This is a genomic window from Euzebyella marina, from assembly GCF_003687485.1.
Taxonomy (GTDB): domain Bacteria; phylum Bacteroidota; class Bacteroidia; order Flavobacteriales; family Flavobacteriaceae; genus Euzebyella; species Euzebyella marina.
The window spans coordinates 1,158,772-1,175,531 of sequence record NZ_CP032050.1 but is presented as its reverse complement, the minus strand read 5'-3'; the positions used below and the strand labels follow the sequence as shown (position 1 = coordinate 1,175,531).

16 protein-coding genes are annotated in these 16,760 nt (G+C 41.0%); 6 read left to right on the top strand and 10 right to left on the bottom strand.

Annotation, left to right across the window (positions count from 1 at the left end):
* Positions 1–50: 50 nt before the first annotated feature.
* Genes D1013_RS04700 through alaS form a run of 3 tightly spaced genes read right to left on the bottom strand, consistent with a single transcriptional unit; the run spans position 51 to position 4,491 of the window.
* Entirely contained in the window at positions 51–998 is a 948-nt protein-coding gene (locus tag D1013_RS04700; RefSeq protein ID WP_121847780.1) for a GSCFA domain-containing protein, read from the bottom strand.
* Positions 999–1,865 (bottom strand): tetratricopeptide repeat protein, encoded by an 867-nt coding sequence (locus tag D1013_RS04695; RefSeq protein ID WP_162987811.1) that lies wholly within the window; start codon positions 1,863–1,865, stop codon positions 999–1,001.
* Positions 1,866–1,878: 13 nt separating this feature from the next.
* Positions 1,879–4,491, bottom strand: coding sequence for an alanine--tRNA ligase (alaS, locus tag D1013_RS04690; RefSeq protein WP_121847778.1), 2,613 nt, complete (start codon positions 4,489–4,491; stop codon positions 1,879–1,881).
* Positions 4,492–4,592: 101 nt separating this feature from the next.
* Here alaS and D1013_RS04685 point away from each other — a divergent pair, with 101 nt between their 5' ends.
* The 5 genes from D1013_RS04685 (at position 4,593) to D1013_RS04665 (ending at position 7,799) form a co-directional block, all read left to right on the top strand.
* Positions 4,593–5,570, top strand: a complete 978-nt coding sequence (locus D1013_RS04685; protein WP_121847777.1) for a M23 family metallopeptidase — start codon at positions 4,593–4,595, stop codon at positions 5,568–5,570.
* Positions 5,570–5,899: a MerR family transcriptional regulator gene (locus D1013_RS04680; protein ID WP_121847776.1), complete on the top strand. Its 330-nt coding sequence runs from the start codon at positions 5,570–5,572 to the stop codon at positions 5,897–5,899. Before D1013_RS04685 ends, D1013_RS04680 begins: the two co-directional genes overlap by 1 nt.
* An 85-nt stretch (positions 5,900–5,984) precedes the next feature.
* On the top strand, positions 5,985–6,584 hold the full coding sequence (locus D1013_RS04675; RefSeq protein WP_121847775.1) for a LemA family protein: 600 nt from the start codon (positions 5,985–5,987) through the stop codon (positions 6,582–6,584).
* 5 nt (positions 6,585–6,589) lie between these two features.
* Complete coding sequence (locus tag D1013_RS04670) at positions 6,590–7,027, top strand: TPM domain-containing protein (protein WP_121847774.1); 438 nt, start codon at positions 6,590–6,592, stop codon at positions 7,025–7,027.
* The gene (locus D1013_RS04665; RefSeq protein ID WP_121847773.1) at positions 7,008–7,799 is read left to right on the top strand and encodes a TPM domain-containing protein; all 792 of its coding nucleotides are present in this window, start codon (positions 7,008–7,010) and stop codon (positions 7,797–7,799) included. The genes D1013_RS04670 and D1013_RS04665 overlap by 20 nt, the downstream gene beginning before the upstream one ends.
* 10 nt (positions 7,800–7,809) lie before the next feature.
* On the opposite strand, the gene D1013_RS04660 is transcribed toward D1013_RS04665, so the two are convergent.
* From D1013_RS04660 to D1013_RS04630, 7 genes are all read right to left on the bottom strand, one after another.
* On the bottom strand, positions 7,810–8,325 hold the full coding sequence (locus D1013_RS04660; RefSeq protein ID WP_121847772.1) for a DUF4174 domain-containing protein: 516 nt from the start codon (positions 8,323–8,325) through the stop codon (positions 7,810–7,812).
* A complete protein-coding gene (locus tag D1013_RS04655) occupies positions 8,309–8,857 on the bottom strand; it encodes a dihydrofolate reductase family protein (RefSeq protein ID WP_121847771.1) in 549 nt (182 codons plus the stop codon). Before D1013_RS04655 ends, D1013_RS04660 begins: the two co-directional genes overlap by 17 nt.
* A gap of 62 nt (positions 8,858–8,919) precedes the next feature.
* Positions 8,920–9,663: a class I SAM-dependent methyltransferase gene (locus D1013_RS04650; RefSeq protein ID WP_121847770.1), complete on the bottom strand. Its 744-nt coding sequence runs from the start codon at positions 9,661–9,663 to the stop codon at positions 8,920–8,922.
* 88 nt (positions 9,664–9,751) lie between these two features.
* On the bottom strand, positions 9,752–10,168 hold the full coding sequence (locus D1013_RS04645; protein ID WP_121847769.1) for a hypothetical protein: 417 nt from the start codon (positions 10,166–10,168) through the stop codon (positions 9,752–9,754).
* Positions 10,169–10,263: 95 nt separating this feature from the next.
* Positions 10,264–10,698, bottom strand: a complete 435-nt coding sequence (gene arr, locus D1013_RS04640) for an NAD(+)--rifampin ADP-ribosyltransferase (protein ID WP_121847768.1) — start codon at positions 10,696–10,698, stop codon at positions 10,264–10,266.
* A 121-nt stretch (positions 10,699–10,819) separates the two neighbouring features.
* Entirely contained in the window at positions 10,820–11,296 is a 477-nt protein-coding gene (locus tag D1013_RS04635; protein WP_121847767.1) for a nucleoside deaminase, read from the bottom strand.
* A gap of 64 nt (positions 11,297–11,360) precedes the next feature.
* Positions 11,361–13,418 carry a glycoside hydrolase family 3 protein gene (locus tag D1013_RS04630; protein ID WP_205601275.1) on the bottom strand — a complete coding sequence of 686 codons (2,058 nt, stop codon included), beginning with the start codon at positions 13,416–13,418 and terminating at the stop codon, positions 11,361–11,363.
* Between the two features lie 200 nt (positions 13,419–13,618).
* On the opposite strand from D1013_RS04630, the gene D1013_RS04625 reads away from it, so the two are divergent.
* The gene (locus tag D1013_RS04625) at positions 13,619–16,729 is read left to right on the top strand and encodes a SusC/RagA family TonB-linked outer membrane protein (protein ID WP_121847765.1); all 3,111 of its coding nucleotides are present in this window, start codon (positions 13,619–13,621) and stop codon (positions 16,727–16,729) included.
* Positions 16,730–16,760: the final 31 nt, after the last annotated feature.

Sequence of the window (16,760 nt, the reverse complement as noted above, 5' to 3'; positions counted from 1 at the left end):
AACAATATATGTACCAAATTGATTTATGAAGTAGTAGGAATCTCAGTTTCTTACCCCCCAAACTTTATATGAGGATGCGAGTCTTGCAACTCTTTAATCTTGGTCTGAAGATTTTTTAAAAACTGTTGATGTGCTTCCGATTTTGGCTGAAATGGTTTGTGTGCCAGACCTTTTTGAACTGTTTCAATTTCATCCATCACTTGATAAGCTCCTTCTGATATCCATACCATTTTGAACTTGTTCCAGATATAATCTATGGCTAGCTTATTTGGGTGAACCATATCTTCTTTATAAAACCGATAGTCTCTAAGCTCATCCATCTGCAATTCATACGAAGGAAAATAAGAATGGCCCCTATCGACCATTGAATGCACTGCCGATATCAAATGGGCCTTGCTCCTTTGATTTTCCACAAACCCATCTTTGAGGTGTCTAACAGGTGAAATGGTAAAAATGATATTCATATTTTTATTGGCGGATTTAACCTTGTTAATCGTATTAAGTAGACTTTCCTCAATTTCACCTATCGAAAGTAATTCTTTAATAAATTGCTTTTGAGGCACTTTATGGCAATTCGCCACAATATTTTCAGAATTTCTTTCTTTGTAAACCCAAGAAGTACCTAATGTAATGATTACGTGGGTGGCGGTCTTCAAAAAATCTGAAGTTACATCTAATGACTTGTTGAGTCGTTTCAGTAATTCATCAGGATCAAGATCACTCAAATCTGAATGGGCATCGTAACTATGCCAAAGTCCGTTATGATGAAAAATTTCCTTTTGGTTATATGGGCGTTTCTCAACAGACCTTTGCACCAGATTTTCTATGGCAAGAGGATGGAAAAGTATCCCAAAGGGATTGATTAGATTTGAGAATTTATAATAACCGATTTTTTTACCTATGTTCTCTGAAAAGCAAGAGCCTAAAAGTAAGATTTGACTTTTGTAATCAATTGTCGAAACCTCCTTTTTAAGCGGAATTTGTGTTTGAAGCTCCATTTATTTTTCTAAGTGCAATTTTGAGTAAGGGCTTAATCTATGAAATACTTGATAAGGATATATTTCATAAACCACTTGATCCTCATTGATGGTATTATCCGATTCAGTTTTGGCCTTCTCTACCAATTCTTTGGCCAGTTGCAAATCACCAAGGGCGTAATAACACGATGCTTTGTAAAACATTGCATCTGCAAAGTCCTCATAAACCTTGAGTGAGTTGTCAAAACATTCAATTGCTTTGCCATAATCATGAAGCTCCATAAGAACTATTCCCAAATAAAACCAGTCCATATAATGGCAGGCTTCATGCGGTGGGTCATCAGGAAAATCTTTAAATTGTTGTTCCTTACTTTTCTCTAGAAACTCCTTTGCCTTTTCAAACTCGTTCAATTGCAAGTAGTCTAAACCAAGATAAAAGTTGTAGGTATGGTCCATTACGTAGCTATCGCCATACTTTTCTTTTACCTTCATAAATTCCTCGATTGATTCTTGGTACTCCTTGGAAAATAAACATTTCATAAAAGCACTATAGGGAAGATACCTTGCGGAGTCATACTCTACAGCCTTCGCTAAAAACGGTTTGCCGAGAGAGTACTTTCTAGCCTTATATAATGGCATTGCTTTTTGTTGCCAGAAATAAGCTGAATCGGGTTTAATTTCAAGAATGGAATCTAAAATCAGTTGCCTTTCTAATGAATAGAGCCATACGCGGTTAGCTCGTTTCCAGAGACTATCAATTTTAATTTTGTCAGCAGCGGTAATATCCACTCTCGCCAATTGACTGTCTCTTTTTGGCAAGACATTTTCAGGGTTCTTATCGGCGCATGAAGAAAAAACCAAGAAAAGTACTATTAGTTTTTTCATCATCGCTTTCATTTCTTTAGGAAATATACTCTTTAGCTTTGCTAAGTGCCTCTTCTATACCAGCCGGGTTTTTACCGCCAGCGGTTGCGAAAAAGGGCTGACCGCCTCCACCACCTTGAATGAATTTGCCCAACTCGCGTACAATGTTACCTGCATTCAACGATTTTTCGGCAACCAACTTTTTCGATATATAGCAAGATAATAAGGCTTTACCTTTTTGTTCCGTTCCGAAGAGCAAAAAGAGGTTGTCTTCATTGCTTCCCATCTCAAAAGATAGGTCTTTGATACCTGCAGCATCTAAATCAACTTTCTTGGCGAGAAACCGAACTCCATTAATCTCGGTAAGCTCACTTTGCAAATCGCCTTTTAAATTCTTGGCCTTTTCCTTGAGCAGTTGCTCTACTTCCTTTTTTAACTGCGAATTTTCTTCTTGTAAATAAGAGACCGTCTTGACCGGATCTTGAGCGTTGTTCAGTAACTCTTTTATCTCAGAAAGTACTTGGTGGTTTTCTGCATAGAAGTCTTTAACTGCATCAGAAGTGATGGCTTCAATTCTACGAATACCTGCAGCCACGGCACCCTCCGACCTGATTTTAAAATGCCAGATATCCGCCGTATTCTTTACGTGGGTACCCCCACATAGTTCCATCGATTGGCCAAATCTTACCGTACGGACGGTATCACCATATTTTTCACCAAAAAGTGCCATTGCACCTTCTTCAATTGCTTCTTTCATGGGTACATTTCGGCGCTCTTCAAAAGGCAACTGACCATCGATACGGGCGTTTACAAAATTTTCTACTGCACGTAACTCATCGCTGGTCAATTTTGAAAAATGAGAAAAATCAAATCGTAAGTATTTTGAATGCACCGCAGAGCCCTTTTGCTCTACATGCGTACCAAGAATTTCTCGCAGTGCCTGATGCAATAAATGCGTAGCCGTATGGTTGGCTTCAGTTCGTTGACGTTGCTTTTTGTCGACTACCGCCTTCAAAGATTCGTTGACATGTTTGGGCAAAGTCTTACTGAAATGAACTATCTCATTATTCTCTTTTTTGGTATCGATAATGTATACCACGTCGCCATTCGGTTCTTCTAAATAACCCTTGTCCCCTACTTGCCCTCCTCCTTCAGCATAAAATGGGGTCAGGTTAAATACCAATTGATACTGCTCACCCTGCTTTTTTGAAGTCACCTTACGGTATTTGACCACACGTACATCGGCCTCTAATCGGTCATAACCGACAAACTCCTGTTCCACATCATTTGCAAGCATTACCCAGTCTTCTTTTGATATTTCAGAAGCAGATTTTGATCGGCTCTTTTGTTCTTGCATTGCTTTATCGAAACCAGCCTCATCTAAAGAGTATCCTTTCTCGGAAAGAATCAAGGCAGTCAAATCTATGGGGAAACCATACGTATCATACAGTTCAAACGCTTTTCGCCCATCAACTTCATTACCTTTTGTGCCAGCAATTACTTGGTCAAGAAGCACCAACCCCTGCTCTAAAGTATTCAAGAAAGAATGCTCTTCTTCTTTAATTACGTTTTCTATTAATTGCTTCTGCTCTTTTAATTCAGGAAAAGCATCGCCCATGGTATCGGTAAGTACATTTACCAACCGGAACATAAACGGACCTTTGGTATCTAAAAATGTAAAGCCGTACCGAATGGCCCTTCTCAAAATTCTACGAATAACGTACCCAGCACCTGTATTGCTCGGCAATTGTCCGTCTGCTATTGAAAATGAGACCGCCCGAATATGGTCGGCAATTACACGAATGGCAATATCTGTCTTTTCGCTTTTGCCGTACTTTTGATGGGTAATGGTTTCTATCTCGCGAATAATTGGCTTGAACACATCGGTATCGTAATTGGATTGCACTCCTTGTAAAACCATACAAAGACGCTCGAACCCCATACCGGTATCTACATGCTTTGCAGGTAGCGCTTCCAATTGGCCATCGGCCTTTCGATTGTACTGCATGAATACCAAGTTCCAGATTTCCACTACTTGCGGATGGTCAGCATTGACCAGTGAAGCTCCAGAAACCTTTGCTTTCTCGTCGGCAGACCTGATATCTACGTGTATTTCAGAACATGGGCCACAGGGGCCTTGGTCGCCCATTTCCCAAAAGTTATCCTTCTTATTACCCATAATGATCCGGTCTTCTGGCACAATGGCTTTCCACAAATCATATGCTTCTTGATCCAAATCAAGACCATCCTCTTTACTCCCCTCGAAAACAGAAACGTAAAGGCTATTTTTATCAATTTTAAAGACCTCTGTCAAGAGCTGCCACGACCATTGAATGGCCTCAGGCTTAAAATAATCACCAAAGCTCCAATTGCCCAACATTTCGAACATGGTATGGTGATAGGTATCTTTGCCTACTTCTTCCAAATCATTATGCTTACCACTCACTCGCAGACATTTTTGAGTGTCTACCACTCGAGAGTTTTTAGCGACGGTATTTCCCAAAAAGAATTCTTTAAATTGGTTCATACCCGCATTGGTAAACAAAAGTGTAGGGTCATCTTTGATTACCATAGGCGCCGATGGTACTATTTTATGCTGTTTGTCGGCGAAAAAATCAAGAAATTGCTTACGGGTCTCTTTGGAAGTCATAGAAAATTATAAGGTTTTTTTAATTTTAACGTTATAAACAAAACAATTTTTATATTTGTTTGTTACGTCAAAACGCCACAAAAATAGGATAAAATACATTCATGTCTAAGGTAAAGTACTATTACGATCCCGATACACTGTCGTACCGGAAAATAGAGCCCAAAAAATCACGGCGCTACCGTAATATCGCTTTATTTATTCTAGGCTCCTTTCTATTCGGACTTTTATCACTGGTGCTTTTGATGAACACCAATCTCATCAATACACCTCGCGAGCTTTCACTTCAGCGTGAAGTAAAAAACTATGAGCTTCAATTCGACCTTCTGAACCGTAAAATGGGTCAGATAGAAGAGGTTTTGGCCAATATTGAAGACAGAGATAACAATATCTATCGTCTGTATTTTGAGGCCAACCCAATACCCGAAGAGCAGCGCAGGGCCGGTTTCGGCGGGGTCAATCGCTACAAATCGTTAGAAGGCTTTAACAACTCAGAAATGATCAAGGCGACTACCAAGAGGCTCGATATCATAAAAAAGCAAATGGCCATACAGTCTAAGTCTTTAGATGAAATCACTAAACTGGCCGAAGAAAAAGAAAAGTTGCTCATGGCCATACCAGCCATTCAACCCGTAAAAAACGAAGACCTGAAACGTATGGCTTCCGGTTATGGGTGGCGTTCGGATCCTTTTACGAAGGCTCGAAAAATGCATCGTGGAATGGATTTTTCAGCACCTAAGGGCACTCCGGTTTATGCAACTGGTGATGGTAAAGTTATAAGGGCCGACAATGGTTCTTCGGGATACGGTAAGCATATTCGTATTGACCATGGCTACGGCTACAAAACCCTTTATGGTCATTTAAGTAAATACAATGTAGATAGGGGTCAAAAAGTGAAGCGTGGAGACCTCATCGGTTTTGTTGGTAATACCGGTCGCTCGGAAGCACCACACCTACACTATGAGGTATGGAAAGAGGAAGAGCGAATCAACCCCATCAATTTCTATTACGGAAGTTTAACGGCCAAAGAGTTTGAGAACATGCTCAAATACGCCGCACAAGAAAATCAATCTCTCGATTAATGCAGATAGAGCTACCTGAAAAAAGATATTATGGCATTGGTGAAGTAGCCAAGGCTTTTGGCGTAAACACTTCACTTATTCGTTTTTGGGAGAAAGAATTCGACGCCTTAAAGCCCAAGAAAAACGCCAAGGGCAATCGTAAATTCACTCCTCAAGACATCGATAACCTAAAGCTTATCTACCATTTGGTGAAAGAACGGGGCTTTACGCTTGACGGTGCCAAAACACATCTGAAAGAAAACCGCCAGAAAACTCTCGACAACTACGAAATCATCGATAAATTAGAGCGTATTAAATCTGAGCTCATAAAAATCAAAGAGCAATTGTAACTTATCACTACTACTTGCGTCATATCGGTGAAGAACACAAATTCATCACGTACACTATTAACTATATAACTAAAACACAGTAATCATGAAAAAAGGATTGATTGTACTTATTGTATTGGGTCTATTGGCCTTTGTACTTTATAATTGGGCAGTTGGTTTTAACAATAAAGCAGTTGAGTTAGAGGCCGATGCCAAGACTGCCTGGTCTAATGTAGAAAGTGCTTATCAGAGAAGAAACGACCTAATAGGCAATCTGGTAAAAACCGTACAAGGCGCAGCCGATTTTGAAAGAGGAACTTTAAAGGATGTTATTGAAGCAAGAGCCAAGGCCACTTCTACCAATATTGACGCCAACAACTTGACAGCTGATAATATTCAGGCTTTTCAAGATGCCCAAAGCGGACTTACCAGTGCCCTAAGCAAACTTATGGTCGTTGTAGAAAGGTATCCGGAACTTAAGGCCAACCAAAATTTCTTAGAACTACAATCGCAGTTAGAAGGAACAGAAAATCGTATTAATGTAGCCCGTGACCGCTTTAACGAAAAGGTAAACGACTACGACATCCATACCACCAAATTTCCTGGAAAATTATTGGCAGGTCTTTTCGGTTTTGAGGAAATGGCTCGCTATAAAGCGGACGCCGGCTCAGAAAATGCTCCGGATGTGAATTTTGAGTTCAACTAAAAGCAATGTCAAGAGTTGAAGATTTTCTTTCTGCAGCCGAAGAACAAGAGGTCGTCGATGCTATTCTAAAGGCAGAAAAAAATACATCGGGCGAAATCAGGGTACATTTAGAGCCACATACGCGCATGGATACTATGGAGCGGGCCAAGGAATTGTTTCATGTTCTTAAAATGGACAATACCAAAGAAAACAATGGCGTGCTGATCTATGTAGCTGTGAACGACCGTAAATTCGCTATCTGCGGTGATAAAGGTATCGACCAAGTAGTACCCAAAGATTTCTGGAACTCTACAAAAGACATTATTCAAAAACACTTTAAAAAAGGTGATTTCAAGCAAGGCCTTATCGATGGCATTCTGAAAGCCGGCGAAGAATTAAAAACACATTTTCCTTGGCAACAAGACGATACAAACGAACTAAGCAATGAGATTTCAAAAGGGTAGCGTATTTTTAATTTTTCTCTTTTGCTTTGCTTGGGTTCAGGCGCAGTTCGAAATTCCTGAAAAGCCAGCCAAAGAAACGAGTGTCTATGATTATATAGACCTTCTCCCTCAAGGGCAAGAAAAGGCCTTGGAGCAAAAGTTAATTCGCTACTCCGACAGTACCTCAACACAGATTGTTGTTGCTATTATCAGCAGCACCGAAGGTGAAAACATTAATTACCTAGGGGCGCAATGGGGCCAAAAATGGGGTATTGGGCAGTCTGGAAAAGATAACGGTGTTCTGGTGCTTCTCGCCAAAGACGATAGACGTATTGTCATCAACACGGGCTATGGGGTCGAGGGCAGCCTCACCGATGCCATGTCTCGACGCATCATCGAAAATATTATCGTTCCCCAGTTTAAAAATTCAGATTTCTACGGCGGCCTTGACCAAGGGGCGGATGCCATATTTCAGGTATTGACCGGAGAATTCAAAGAAGAACGTACTTTCAATGATGGTGGTGGATTTCCATTTAGCTCTTTCCTACCATTTATCATCTTTGTTATTATCATCATCATTCTTGCCAATAGAAATAAACGTGGCGGAGGAAGAAATGGTGGCCGACGCTCTGGCGGACTTGATATTTGGGATATGATTATTCTAAGCAATATGGGACGCAGTAGTGGTTCCGGAGGCTTTGGAGGCGGCTCAGGAGGAGGTTTTGGTGGTGGTTTCGGCGGTGGCTTCGGAGGCGGAGGTTTTGGCGGAGGCGGTGCTTCCGGTGGTTGGTAGGCAACCTACCCTATTCTAATTTCCCTTTTTTCATTTCGTTCATTCGCATGGGCATCGAATCAATGAGCCTGAAAAGGCTTTCTTTATCAAGAAACTCATCTTGCCTTAACTTAACACCTCCATCGAGACCTATAAGTATGACCTCGAATGTGTTCTTAGTATGAAGGTATTTCTCAGAAAAGCCTTCGGTTACCACACCGACTTCTTTTTTCTTAGGTTTCTTAAAGTCGGTAAACTTAAAATCGGTTCCTTCAATCTGATAAAGGATGAGTTTTCTATCTTCCATGTTTTCATCGGCGTTGGTTAACTCATCTATTTGCTTGATGTATTCGGTAGATTGGGCGTCCTCAGCTTTTACAATAAGTATGCGATTATTCCAGCGGTATGCTTCCAGTTCTTGGGCATTTAGACTTATAAACGAAGAGAATACAAAGATTATAGCGATAATAGTTAAATGAAACCTGAAAATTTCGGCCGCCGCTCGTGTGTTAAGAAATCTTGAGTTATGTTTACCATTGCGGTTCATAATAGGAAGTTACTGTACCACTCTTAAAAGCTGTTGTCTTTATCAACTTTAGATCGACCCTATCGCTAATATTTTTGAACAAAGGCAATCCCGCACCAGCTATTATCGGATGTACGCATAGTTGATATTCATCGATAAGCTTTAATTGTGTCAATAAAACAATCAAGCTTGGGCTACCTATCAAAATATTCTTCCCGGAAAGTTGTTTCAATTTTGCAATTTCTTCCTCGGGGCTGTTTTGGGCCAATTCGGCAGAATGCCAATCTAATTTCTTTAAAGTTCTTGAAAACACTATCTTTTTTATACTATCGATTCTTTTGGCAAATTCATCGGTAGCAACATCCCCCGTCGGGTTTTTAACTACAGTAGGCCAGTATTCCATTAATTGATAGGTAACCCTTCCATAAAGAACGATATCTGCATTGGCCAAAACATCGGCAAAATGTTGGTGAAGTTGTTCATCGGCAATGGCCGAAGTATGGTCACAAAACCCATCAAGGGTCATATTGATAGCGGCAATTACTTTTCTCATATTTCATCAATTAAAAACCACCTAAAACGCTCTAAAGGAAAAAGTCTTAGGTATTAATAAAGTTACCCTTCGTTGAGCTTTCCTATTCTAAGCAGTATGGGAAAAACTACCTCTTTACGTTCATTGGCTTGCCAGTATGTTTTCAGTTTCTCTTTCAGTTCTTCAACGGGGTTGTAACCTTTCCGCCGAACAAAATGTTTGACTGCCGACCAAGTGTTTAGGTACCCTACCAAATGGTCTAAACTCCATAAGTGTCTATTCTCAAATTGCGGAGTTGAAATTTCTTCAAATGGAAAAGGAATAGTTCGATAACCCTCATCGATATAGAGCCTTTCTTTGTCCCAAAAGCTACCGATAGTGTTTGTATAGAAATCAGATATTAAAGCATCTACCGTTGGAGACACAGAAATAATACCATAACCCACGATGCAAAGTAATGCATCCTTCTTGGCCGTGCGTCTTACTTCAGCGTAAAATTTTTCAAAATCAAACCAATGTACTGCTTGAGCCACTACTATAAAATCAAATAAATCATCCTCAAAAAGGGTCTGCTCAGCAGGCTGAATACTATAAAATATGTTATTAGCCTTTGCTGCATTGTTAATCTGCTGCTTACTAATATCTGTTGCCATTATCTTTTTAAAAGATTTTGCCAATTTATAAGCAACCTGACCATTGCCCGTGCCACAATCCCAAGCACAGTCTTTTTTCTCTAACAACTCATCTAAATATGAAAAAAATGTTGGCGGATATGTAGGCCGGTATTTCGCATACTTATCAGATTGAGAGGAAAAATTATCTTTCATATGCGGTAAATTGAAGACATTTTCTATAAAGATATAAGTTTGCTTTGGAAGACAACTCGATAAGAAAATACAACCGCAATGACTTACATTATTGCCTTCGATATTTATAACTACAGCCCTCAATGCATATAGGGCCACTAGTGGGCTTTAGTATAAAATGGTCGGATTTGTATTCTATATGGTATGAAATGAAACCATCATCGTTTTCATTTTTAGGTTTAAAGTCATCACAGGTGTATTGTAGCAACAACTCATTGCCATTTATTCTAAAGAGGCCTTCAGAGCACTCCTTAAACCTATCAGAATTGAATTTTCCGTCTTCTTGAAATTGCAATTGATTACCGTTATCAACATCGACCCAATAATGAGGTCCTCCGGCGCTGATAAGCGTCTCAGCCAACACCCAGTTACCGATTAAATCACCTTTTTCTGCTTCGTACTTATCGTCTGAACTACAAGATGCCCAACCGAAACCAATAACCAGAATAAAAATTAGTCTTTTCACTCAACCCGTTTTAACTATAGATGCATAAAAATGACTTTTGTTGCGTAACTAATGGTTTAAATAAATAGGATGACAATAATATTCCGAAATAAAAATTAATCGTTTAGAGAATCGATCCCCTCATCACGTAACTTCTTAAGATGTTCTTTCATCTGATTTACTTGGTCGAGCGGGTGGCCTTTCCAAAGGGAAACCTCCCCTACTACCCTAAAGGGATGTACCGAACGATATGATTTCGTGGGATTGCCCGGAAATTTTTTATCTGTCAAATCTGGATCATCTTCAATTTCACCGGTCGGTTCCACTAAATAAATTCGCTCCTCACCTTCGCCTAGGGCTAATTCTGCCCCCCAGATAGCTGCGTCTAAAGTAGCGGAGAGAAGAATATATTTTGCACTTTTTCGCTTACCGAAGTTTGAGCTATAGCCCACCTCTATCAAATCTCCTAACATAAGGTCTGCCTTGCTTCCATGAAAATAGGTTTGCTTAAAGGGTGTTGGAGCAGCGGTTGCTTCTTTTGAGCTTTCCATAGCTAAGAGTGTTAATAATTTGAGTCATGAATGGAGAAATAACTATTGACCAATGGGCATAGTTATCATATTACTTTTGTATAGTAGTATTTAAAGCACTTTTCTTAGGTACCCGGCATCCCTAGTACTTTGTTTTGTCCGTTTTGGTATCCCAGGCATTAAAAACAGGCAACACCTCCTTTCTTAATAGTTGAATAAAGGCAATTTGACGTTCTCCCATCTCTTTATCCAATTCGTCATAAATAAAACGATCATCAAAATTGATAGCTTTGGCGTCTTCTTTTGTACAGGCAAAATAGACCTCTTTAGGTCTTGCCCAATAAATGGCACCCAAACACATTGGGCATGGTTCGCACGAGGTATAAAGTATGCATTCATCTAATTGAAAAGAGTTAAGTTTTTTACAAGCATCTCTAATAACAACCATTTCGGCATGAGCGGTAGGGTCATTTGTAGAAGTTACTTGGTTATGACCCTCAGCAATTATCTGACCCTTCTTGACAATAACTGCCCCAAAAGGACCGCCGGCATTCGAGTTCATTCCTTTTTCAGCCATTGAAATGGCCCTCTTCATGAAATATTCGTGTGATTCTGTCATTTGATTTTTTTGATTCTTAAAAGTACAGTGATTATCCCCTACATACGATTAAAAACATAAAATCTCACTCCTTATAGGTGAGTCCCTCATCAAAATGAAACAGGGCATAGCCCTCTTCTTCCATTGAGCCCGGCAAATCAGACTTTTGTTTTGAAGCCATTTCATCGCTCACTGGGGTGGTAAAAGGCATTTTGCCGGTCGGCGAGAACTCTCCGGCAACGATATCCAATAATGCTTCGGGAGTAGTGCCAAAAGTGGCCAGTACCGCCTTTATATTATTAGGCCGAGAATCTGAATAAATTTCATCAATCGCCCAAGGATTGGTAAAATTCACGGCTAAAATCGTTGGTTTCTTTGCAATCAAAGAGTTGACATAGTCATTATCAATTCCGTTTTCAGAAAGATTCACATGCAAGGAGCTACCATCGGATTCAAAGAGTGACTTTCCTTTGGGCACCAACCATAACAAGACCATATCTGCCTTAGAAGGGTCGGAAACCAATTCAACGCTTCCCTCATAGCCTTCCGGCAGGTAGACATTACTGTTCTTGCCATCTCTGACGGGAATATAAGTTTCAAAATATACTTTGGTCTTTTCCTTTAAAGGAAGGCTTTTCTCATTCTCTCCGCCTTGATTTCTCAACAGCACAATCGACTTTCTCATTGCCAAAGCCGCTTGTTCTGCAAAAAGATCGTTTCCTACCACCTTCACGGCATTATCAACATCTACATACGGATTTTCAAATAACCCCAATCGAAATTTTTCATTCAATAGCAAGCTAACCGAATGATCGACCTGCTTTATTAAATCTGGATTGGCTTTTAGGGTTTCTATCAACTTACTAGGGTCTGCTGTACCTGAAAAAAGATTGACGCCGGCCTCCAAGGCCATTTTATACCGCTCCGTAATGCTCAAACTTTCAACCCCCCAAGGCATCATTTCAATTGGGCCTGTGTCTGAATTGATAATACCTTCATAACCTAGCTCTTTTCGAAGTACATCTTGAAGCACTTCTTTATTAAAAGCGTAACCAACTTCCGGAAAAGGCGTATGCACCGGATAGGAATAATAGGGCATAATGGAAGAAGTACCGGCCTCAATGGCAGCTTTAAAAGGAATTAAATTATTTTGAAACATATCAGCTTCAAAAACCTCTCTTTTCCCCCAATCGAAATGGGGATCTTGCCCACCTTCGGTGGCTCCACCACCAGGAAAATGCTTTGTCGTAAGCGCTACCGATGTAGCGTTGAGACTATCACCTTGAAAGCCCAAAACCACTTCTCGAATCATTCGGGCGGCCAAATCGGCATCCTCGCCAAAAGTACCCTCTACCCTTTGCCAACGCGGATCTGTGGCCAGGTCTGCCATATACATGTAGCCCTTTCTCAAACCGACCGAAAGCCATTCGGTTCTTGATATATCGGCAAATTCACGGGTGAGTTCAAAATCTCTCATAGCGGCTAGCCCCAACTCTCCCGGCCATTGTGTAAACGGGGTTTTACCTACTGTTAGGCCTATAGAGGCATCTATAGCAATATGATTTCTAGGATTAGAGGTAATGATTGCCGGGATGCCATGTGTATGGGCCTCACACAATTCTTGTAGGTTATTGGTATACTCTGCCAAGATTTCGACGGAAGGGTTCGCACGTAAAATAAAATGCCTTTTGTGAAACTCGGTTACGTCTTTCGTAGTACCGGCAGCTGATATGGTCGGGTACGGCAAAGGCTTTCGCGTAAAGATATTAGTTTCATTTACTTGGTCCACTTCATTAAAACCACTTGTTATCGGCTCATTATTCTGGGGCCTACTAAACGACCAATCGTTTTCTAATCTGGTGGTGCTGATAAGCATAAAACCGGCTTTCTCCTCCAAACTCATTCGAGATAGAAGATCTGCACTTCGCTGCTCTACAGATAAGCGCCAATCTTCGTATGGGTTGAGTACTCCATCTTTATTTAGGTCTTTAAAATCTAGCTCATCCTCGGTCAAAACGTTCACCGATCTAAAACCAAGTTCGACTTGTTTAACCGGAGCTAATTCTTTCACTTTTACGTCACTTTTACAAGCCGTCATTATTAAAGCAAGTACGGACACATAGATATATCGAAGTCGAGCCATGATATGAGTTTATGGCTCTTAAATTAAAAAAAATCTTCAAAATACTGGCAAATGTTAAAGGCCAATGAGAGTGGGACTATACGAAGAAAATGAGTCCCTCACTTTTTCAAGAGCAGCACAGTACAGGATGCGAAATTAGAAATTGCCGTCTACAATTGTATAATCAATGTAATCGATTACTCAACTTTAACAACTTAATTATGAAAATGACTCTTAAACTACTACACAAAGCACTTGCGCTACTTGTGTTCGCCTTTACAATAGGTGCTGGAGCGCAAGAAATTGAGGTGTCGGGAACGGTTTCCGATACCGGGGGCATTCCCATCCCGGGGGCCAACGTTATCATTCAAGGCACACAGACAGGTACCGCTTCCGACTTTGACGGTAACTACACCATTAGCGTAAGTCCCGGGCAAATTTTGGTGTTCTCTTCCATTGGTTTTAAAACAGTTGAAAGAACTGTTGGCCAATCTACGACCATTGACGTGCAGATGGAGGAAGACAGTGCCCTTTTGGAAGAAGTAGTGGTCGTCGGCTACGGCTCAACTAGTAAAGCCGATGTTACAGGTGCCATCGTGGGTGTAAGCTCTGAAGAAATCAGCTCTCGGCCAGTAAATAATGCGGTCGAGGCCATGCAAGGTAAGGCTGCAGGTGTAGATATTTCATCTAACGAACGACCCGGTAGTGTCGGTAGCATAACCATTCGAGGGGTGCGTTCTCTTTCAGCATCGAACTCTCCTCTTTATGTATTGGATGGTATTCCCTTGACTTCTGGGGGAATTGAGAACATTAACCCGACCGACATCGAATCGATCAACATTCTAAAAGATGCATCCGCTACGGCAATCTTCGGTTCGCGAGGTGCTAACGGGGTGGTCATTGTAACCACCAAAAAAGGTAAAACAGGTCGTTTTAACTTAAACTACAATACTTCGGTAACCGTTGAAAATCTTGATGAGATGGCCGCTCAATTTAATGCCGGTGAATACGTTGATTACCGTCGTTGGGCCAAATATTATGAAAACTCTGAAACCTACCCAAGGGGAGACCAGCCAACACAAGCCAATGACGCCGCTATTTTTTCAGGTGACGACACAGCTTTCAATAACATTCTTAGAGGCTGGGAAGGTGGCACCTGGGATGGTTCGAAACTTATAACCACCGATTGGACGGACTTTGTGACCCGTACCGGAGTGACCACTATGAATACCTTAAGTGCCAGTGGAGGTACCGAGCGTATGAAGGCTTATGGTTCTTTTGGGTACATGAACAATACGGGTACCGTTGTGGGTCAAAGTTTTGAACGTTATAATACCAATGTAAGCGTAGACATTGAAGCTACCGATTGGTTTACCTTAGGTGGAAACATCAATGCGGCTTTCAGTACTCAGGAATACGGGCAGTCAACAGCAGGTGGAGCCGGGGTGTCTTTGCAAAGTGGTCTTTACCAAAGTGCGCGTAGCATCTTTCAGTACACCTTGCCCTATGACAGTGCCGGAAACAGAATAGAGTTTCCAGGTGGCGACATTGCCGTAAAAACAATCATTGATGAGGTAAAGTATTCTCAAGATCAAAGAGTGACCGTCCGTGCCTTTGGAAGTTTCTACGGAGAGCTCAATCTAGGAAAAATGATTTCCGGATTGGACGGATTGCGGTTCCGTACCAATTTCGGACCTGACATTCAAACTGTTCGAAACGGATCATATTTAGACGGACTTTCAGTAGCCAGGAATGGTTCTAGTTTCGCCTCCCTTGCAAAAGAACAAAGACTATCCTATACCTTGGACAACCTTATTTACTATGATAAGGTACTAAACAAACACACTTTGGGTCTGACCTTATTACAAAGTCAAACCCAATATAGGGCCGAATCAAACCTAATGTCAGCTGACAACGTACCTTTTGCCAGTCAAAAATGGAACGCGTTAAGTAGTGACAACGTAGCCTTAGCCAACTGGGAATCGGATTTAGTGGAAAGGCAATTACTATCTTATATGGCACGTGTGAATTATGGTTATGATAATAAATACTTATTGACACTTTCCGGTCGTTATGATGGTGCGTCACAGTTGGCCGATGGCAACAAATGGGCGTTTTTCCCCAGTGCGGCTCTAGGTTGGAGTTTGGATAAGGAGAACTTTTTGGCCGAAAGCAATTGGGTGGATCAATTAAAGCTCCGTTTTGGTGTTGGGGTTACCGGTAACTCTGCAATTGACCCTTATTCGACCCAAGGAGGTCTTATACCTCTCTTCTACCCTGTGGGTAACACAACGACTGCAGGTATAGAGAATGCAGAAACTCTGGCCAATCAAGACTTAGGTTGGGAACAAACAACACAGTACAACTACGGTCTTGACTTTTCTTTCTTTGCAGGCAGGTTGTCAGGTGGTCTAGATTACTATCACTCCAATACGACCGACCTATTGTTAAGAAAATCGGTACCTACCGTTACCGGATATAGAGATACCTTTGCCAATGTGGGCGAAACCAACTCAAAAGGTATCGATTTAACATTGAATACGGTCAATGTTCAGACCGATAGTTTTGAATGGTCTACCAACTTTAGTGGGTCATGGCAAGACAATGAGATTGTAACCCTGGCCAATGGTAATGAAGACGATTTAGTCAACGAATGGTTCATTGGTGAATCACAAAGTGTTATTTATAACTATGCCTCTAATGGCATCTGGCAAGAATCGGACGCCGAAGAAATGGCACGATTCAATGCCAATGGACATACTTTTACTGCAGGTAACGCTAGACCGGTTGACCAAAATGGCGATTATGTAATCGATGCCAACAATGATAGAGTCATCATTGGTAGCCAGATTCCCAAATATATTGTGGGTCTCACCAATACGTTCAACTATAAAGGTGTTGAATTATCGATTTTTCTTTTCGGAAGAATGGGCTACACCTACAACACCGGTGGTGAAGGTTTAGTGGGTAGGTACAATTCAAGAAAGGTAGATTATTATACCGTTGCCGATACCAACTCAGAATACCAAAAACCTATTTACTCTGCCGGTTACGGAGATCAATATTATGAGACACTTGGTTATAGAAGTGGGTCTTTTCTAAAAGTGAGAAACATCTCATTAGGATACAATTTACCTAACAAGTTGACCGAAAAATTAGGGCTCTCTACCTTCAGATTTTATGCACAGGCAACCAACCCGGGTATGTTATTCTCGAAAGTAGATTGGATCGATTTAGATGTTACGAGGCCGGCCAATAATGATAATGGGTACAGTTTGGGTAACTCAGCTGTTAATAGAGGTTTCACTCTAGGTATGAATTTGGGATTCTAAACCCGCAAATCACAACGAAATAAAAAAGTAC

What these genes read in the sequence shown, in the direction of transcription:
- D1013_RS04700 (WP_121847780.1), bottom strand. Translation starts at nt 998, where the DNA reads ATGGAGCTTCAAACACAAATTCCGCTTAAAAAGGAGGTTTCGACAATT.
- D1013_RS04695 (WP_162987811.1), bottom strand. Translation starts at nt 1,865, where the DNA reads ATGATGAAAAAACTAATAGTACTTTTCTTGGTTTTTTCTTCATGCGCC.
- alaS (WP_121847778.1), bottom strand. Translation starts at nt 4,491, where the DNA reads ATGACTTCCAAAGAGACCCGTAAGCAATTTCTTGATTTTTTCGCCGAC.
- D1013_RS04685 (WP_121847777.1), top strand. Translation starts at nt 4,593, where the DNA reads ATGTCTAAGGTAAAGTACTATTACGATCCCGATACACTGTCGTACCGG.
- D1013_RS04680 (WP_121847776.1), top strand. Translation starts at nt 5,570, where the DNA reads ATGCAGATAGAGCTACCTGAAAAAAGATATTATGGCATTGGTGAAGTA.
- D1013_RS04675 (WP_121847775.1), top strand. Translation starts at nt 5,985, where the DNA reads ATGAAAAAAGGATTGATTGTACTTATTGTATTGGGTCTATTGGCCTTT.
- D1013_RS04670 (WP_121847774.1), top strand. Translation starts at nt 6,590, where the DNA reads ATGTCAAGAGTTGAAGATTTTCTTTCTGCAGCCGAAGAACAAGAGGTC.
- D1013_RS04665 (WP_121847773.1), top strand. Translation starts at nt 7,008, where the DNA reads ATGAGATTTCAAAAGGGTAGCGTATTTTTAATTTTTCTCTTTTGCTTT.
- D1013_RS04660 (WP_121847772.1), bottom strand. Translation starts at nt 8,325, where the DNA reads ATGAACCGCAATGGTAAACATAACTCAAGATTTCTTAACACACGAGCG.
- D1013_RS04655 (WP_121847771.1), bottom strand. Translation starts at nt 8,857, where the DNA reads ATGAGAAAAGTAATTGCCGCTATCAATATGACCCTTGATGGGTTTTGT.
- D1013_RS04650 (WP_121847770.1), bottom strand. Translation starts at nt 9,663, where the DNA reads ATGAAAGATAATTTTTCCTCTCAATCTGATAAGTATGCGAAATACCGG.
- arr (WP_121847768.1), bottom strand. Translation starts at nt 10,698, where the DNA reads ATGGAAAGCTCAAAAGAAGCAACCGCTGCTCCAACACCCTTTAAGCAA.
- D1013_RS04635 (WP_121847767.1), bottom strand. Translation starts at nt 11,296, where the DNA reads ATGACAGAATCACACGAATATTTCATGAAGAGGGCCATTTCAATGGCT.
- D1013_RS04630 (WP_205601275.1), bottom strand. Translation starts at nt 13,418, where the DNA reads ATGGCTCGACTTCGATATATCTATGTGTCCGTACTTGCTTTAATAATG.
- D1013_RS04625 (WP_121847765.1), top strand. Translation starts at nt 13,619, where the DNA reads ATGAAAATGACTCTTAAACTACTACACAAAGCACTTGCGCTACTTGTG.